The organism is Streptomyces tropicalis (assembly GCF_029269835.1).
GTDB classification, from domain to species: Bacteria; Actinomycetota; Actinomycetes; order Streptomycetales; family Streptomycetaceae; genus Streptomyces; species Streptomyces tropicalis.
Window position 1 is genome coordinate 1 of sequence record NZ_JARJBB010000065.1, and the last position, 4,514, is coordinate 4,514.

General features: G+C 68.7%; 4 protein-coding genes and 1 pseudogene. All 5 read right to left on the reverse strand.

Going from position 1 to position 4,514, the window contains the following annotated elements; all coding sequences use genetic code 11:
* A pseudogene (locus tag P3H78_RS32785) lies at window positions 1–455 on the reverse strand (hypothetical protein); the annotation flags it as partial.
* A 220-nt stretch (window positions 456–675) separates the two neighbouring features.
* Window positions 676–1,287 carry a TerD family protein gene (locus tag P3H78_RS32790; protein ID WP_276112828.1) on the reverse strand — a complete coding sequence of 204 codons (612 nt, stop codon included), beginning with the start codon at window positions 1,285–1,287 and terminating at the stop codon, window positions 676–678.
* A 1,247-nt stretch (window positions 1,288–2,534) separates the two neighbouring features.
* Complete coding sequence (locus P3H78_RS32795; protein ID WP_276112829.1) at window positions 2,535–2,876, reverse strand: hypothetical protein; 342 nt, start codon at window positions 2,874–2,876, stop codon at window positions 2,535–2,537.
* A 568-nt stretch (window positions 2,877–3,444) separates the two neighbouring features.
* Window positions 3,445–3,660 (reverse strand): hypothetical protein, encoded by a 216-nt coding sequence (locus tag P3H78_RS32800; protein WP_276112830.1) that lies wholly within the window; start codon window positions 3,658–3,660, stop codon window positions 3,445–3,447.
* A gap of 50 nt (window positions 3,661–3,710) precedes the next feature.
* A partial coding sequence (locus P3H78_RS32805) for a phosphoadenosine phosphosulfate reductase domain-containing protein (RefSeq protein WP_276112831.1) occupies window positions 3,711–4,514 on the reverse strand: 804 nt, incomplete at its 5' end.

A 4,514-nucleotide genomic window follows, 5' to 3' on the forward strand; every position in this document is an offset into this window, starting at 1 on the left:
GCCTCCAGCCCTTTGTCCGCGAGGAGGCACGCGCGCTCACTCTCCCAGGAGGCCATGGTTGCTGCTGCCTCGGCCGCCAGACGCTGAAGAGCCAGGTCGATGCGGGCCAGCCGCTCACCGGCCTCGCGGATGTCGGCCAGGCTCCAGACGATCACATCGCCCCAGGTGGGCTGCTCCGTGGGCGGCGTGAAGAAGCCGATGTCCTCGGACGGCGATGCGCGACGTGATCCGTCGGGGAGGTCGTAGGTGATGAGCGCGTAGCGGGCGTCGGCTGCGTCGGGCCAGATCAAAATGGGCTCGGCCCACGTGACCCGCGCGCTCTGGGCAGCGGCAAGGAGCCTTTCCAAGTCGTCCCAGGTCAGCGGAGGCGCGCTGGCGAAGAGTTCGTCCCACTGCTCGGGCGACGGGTCGGGATGCAGGACAGGTGAGTTATAGGCGGCAAGGGTGCTGAGCACCCAGGGGGCGTACGGCATGGCAGTCTCCGCTCGGATCTGTAGGCCACGCTGAGTGCGCGGCGGATGCGAGCGAGCGTGCAGGCGTGGCCCCCTAGCCGGACAACCATGGGAACGGCGTGTGGCCTCCGGGCCGGTCCGCATGGGACCGGCCCGGAGGCCACGGTTCGCAGGCATGTAGGTCCAGGCTGTGAGGAGGGCGGAGGAGTACGCCCAACTTCACCTACTTGTAGTCGTTTCGCGGGCCTTCGTCCATCGTGACTTCGATGGTCTCAGTCCCCTTACGCAGCAGGCCGCTGCGCCGCACCCGCACGGTGGGCCGCTTCTCGGATCCTCGCCCCGAGTACTGCTCCAGAGCGTGGATGAGTACGGAGTCCTGGGCGTTCTCGATCATTCCCGGGACGCACGAGTAGACCTTGTGGTCGTTGTTGGCGTTCTCGGCCGCGATGACGACCTTGTCACCGGCCACTCCGTTGTCGATCTCCAGGGTGACGCGGTACTGGTAGAAGCTGCCGGTACCGTTGGACTGGGCCGAGTAGGCGACCGGGACCACTGCGCGGATCGAGTCGTTGAGCATGATCTCGATGGTCTCCTCGGCGATGCCCTGCGCTCCTCGACCCACGTCGCCCAGGTGCTTGACTGCGCCGTCGGCGGTGCTCATCTGTGCCGGGACGCCGCGGGCGCCGAAGGTGGCGACGTACTCCACATCGCCGTTGGTCCGGTACACGATGGCGTACAGGTCGTAGTCGGTGTGGCTGCTCCACGTCATGCGGGCGGTCACGCCGGCGGTCTTGGTCAGGGAGACGGGGGCGTCGCCCTTCTTCATGTTGATCATGGGAGTCCTGTTCTGGTGAACGGGTGCCGCGCTCGCACCGATGGGCGCTTGGCTGCGGCTTGACTCCGGAACCGTGAGAGATGGGTGGGTTAGCCCCGCAACCCACCGTGCTCGCGCCGCAGTTGGCCGTTGCCGTGGCGTTCTCTCATCGACCGTAGGAATGGAAAAGGCCAGGTGGGTGGCAGTGGGCTGGCCCCTCCCGCAGGCTGGCACACCTTCTCGCGTGGCAGGTCCGCCGGGCGGGATGCACGCTCTGCAACGACACGGGCAGTTGCTCAGCAGCAGGGGCTGTAGGCCGGGCGCGGAGACGTGCGAGCGGCCCGCCTGGCGATCAGGCGGGCCGCAGAACTTTCGTACAGGGATGAAGCGCTGGTCGTGGCCGGGGCCCGTTACTCGCGATGGCCATCCATCTCCAGCTCCCACTGATGGAGAAAGTTCGGGTCGGAAGGCGCTGCCTCAGTTACGGGACGTCCGTCGGTGAACAACCGGTCCCGTGTGATCAGGCGGGGGGACGCCCTGGTGGCGTCGCTGGACAGGTGGGGGCAGAACTCCGTCGCCATGTCCTTGCAGGACTCATGGAGCGCGGCCTGGAGTACCTGCCCCTCAGGGGTGGCCAACACCCACGCCTCCTTGTCCAGTGGGAGACCGCATCCTTGACACAGCCAATGGTTCTGCGCCTCGGCAAGTCGTCGGGCATCTAGTGCACGCCACCAGACCTTGCCTGCTGCGCGTGGAGCAACCCAGGGGACCGGTAGGCCGTGTTGTATGGGGCGCGGCAGACCGGCCGGCGTCGGTGCGGCCAGATCCGCGGCCTCAAGGGCGCGCCAGACAGGCGTCTCCATTCCGAAGGCAGCGCACCAGTCGGTTGTGCAGTAGAACCTGCTTCCGCTCTCGTCGAGGTCGAGCGGGTTCCTGCACTCGGGGCACGGCACGCGCATGGGTACATCCTCTCCAATCGAAGCTGCCGTTGTGTACGTACGGCCCCAGTCTCCGAGGCGGCGATGGCGGCCAGGTCCGCCAGGACCGTCGTCAGCGCGGCAGGCAGGGGCGACAAGAGGGCCTCAGCCCGCTGCACTGCGAGCGGGCTGGGGCCGGGCATGGCGGTGCCCCGGTCGCCAGGGGGTACCGGCGCCCGGGGCACCGCGCGGTGACTCAGTTCTTCCAGATGCCGACGATGGCCTCGACCACGCCCTCGACGAGGTCAGCGATCCAGGAGCGATCGCGGCGGCGCCTTCGTGAACGGCGGGTCACTTGGTGCACCTCGGGTCGTTCGCCACCACGGCGAGCGACCCGTACTTGTTGTCCCCGTGGTAGACGACGTAGACCCGGTTGGGCCCATCGCACTTCACTCCTACGTTCGAGAAGCCGTCGGCCATCCTGATCAGGTCCATCGGCGCACCGTTGTCCTTGCCGGAGCGCGGCGCGTCCTTGAAAGGCTCGGCGAACTTGTCGCCACACCCGGCCAGGGTGAGCATGAGGGTGGCCACGACGGCTCCGCCGATCGCCAGGCGGTGGTTGCGCCGTGACCGGGGAGTGGGCTGGGCGGTGGTGGCGGGCTCGGTGGTCGTGGTCTTGCGGGCAGCAGGCATCGCTGTGCTCCTGTTCCGATGAAGTGGCTGGTGCTTCCTGCCGGCCGCCAATCGGCCGTCAGACGCCCCGAGTTGGGCGAGTGAGCTGACCTTGGAGGGTCCAGGGGTTAGCGCCGCAACCCGCACCTGACCTGTGCTCTTTTGGAACGCCGAACGGCAGTCGCAGGAGCGCGCCACCTTGGCGTCGGGCCTGGTGGATCGGTCCGTGGCACGTCATCGGGGCAGATCCCTGGGGTAGTCGGCCGTTCTCGGTGTGGTGCGGGTGAGAGCACGGCGAGCTTGCTGGGGCTGCGGGCTCGTCTCGGCCGGGGGCGATGTTCTGTCACACCCCCTGATTTGGCGATCGCTGTTGCCGTTCCGCCTCCCGGGATTCCGGCGTCGCGCACCGCCGCACCCGGCCCGGGGGGCGACGCTCACAGCGACTGAAGCGACTGCGGTGCGGACGTGCTCGGATCCCCAGGCTCGGTGGCGGGCGCTTTTCCCGCGCACGCAGGCGCCCCCTGGTGGTGCACCGGTTTCGGATGCACCACCAGGGGGCGGGTGGAGGCCGGCCGGGCTGGCCGGGGTCCTAGTCGAAGTGGGATGCGCGCCGGACCTCCTCCAGGTGAAGGTCGAAGACGACCTTTTGGGCGGGCTGGGTGTCCGGCTTGGGCACGAGCAGGCCGCCGCAGGTGCACGCGAGGGCGCTGTCCGGGCCCTCGGGCGGCTCCAGGATGGGGCTGTGGCCCGGGGGGTAGTCCATCTCCTGCAGCGCGGTCGGGGTTGCGGTGAGGGTGCTGGTCATCGGGGTCTCATTTCGTTAAGTGGCGGTAGGGCCAGGGTGGTTGGGCGGGGCTAGCGGGTGAGGGCGAGGTACTGTTCGGCCGCGGCCGGCCCGAGGTGACGGCGTACGGCGTCGCCGCGGCGCCAGGTGATGGGCCCGTCGAGAGCGTCGAGCATGCTGGCGGCGGCGATGATGGCGTTCAGGGAGAAGTCCTGCTTGAAACTGTGGCCGATCCGTCGCTCGAGCTCGGCGAAGGTCTGCGGGTGCGGGAGCTCGAGGGCGAAGCAGACGCGGGTGGCGAGGATGAGCCACTCCGGTCCGGCAAGGACGCAGTAGACGCAGGACAGGCGCTCCAGTCCGGTGTCGTAGATGGGGTGGTACTCCAGGCCGTTGATGGCGATGTCCTGCCAGACCTCCTGCTCGGACAGCCCATGGATGATGTTCCAGGTCAGTACGAGCCGGTTGGCGCTCGTGGTGCGGGTGTCCAGCGCCAGGCGCGCTTTGAGGGCGCGAGAGGCGGATTCGGCCCCGCGGACCCCCATCACGTTGAGCACGATGGCCTGGCGGTCGAGGCCGAGCTCCCGCACCCAGGTGGTGATGACGGGGCCGGTGGGGTCCCGTTTCAGCGTGGAGGTGCAGAGCCGGCGCTTGGCGTCGGGCCACATCTGGCGGTTCTCGACCATGCCCAGGAAGCCGCCGTCGGGGGTCACAAGGAGGAACGGGATCCCGTAGCGCTCGGCTTGGCGCCGGGCCAGCTCGGGGACCCCCGGCCACTCGGAGCCGAGATCGCAGTGCATGACGCGCACCTTGTGCAGGCAGCCCGCGGCCTTGGCCGCGGCCACCGTACGGTGCATCGCCACGAGTGAGTCCTTACC

Excerpts from the sequence above, each read along its gene's own strand:
- P3H78_RS32800 (WP_276112830.1), bottom strand. The coding sequence starts at position 3,660 with ATGACCAGCACCCTCACCGCAACCCCGACCGCGCTGCAGGAGATGGAC.
- P3H78_RS32795 (WP_276112829.1), bottom strand. The coding sequence starts at position 2,876 with ATGCCTGCTGCCCGCAAGACCACGACCACCGAGCCCGCCACCACCGCC.
- P3H78_RS32790 (WP_276112828.1), bottom strand. The coding sequence starts at position 1,287 with ATGATCAACATGAAGAAGGGCGACGCCCCCGTCTCCCTGACCAAGACC.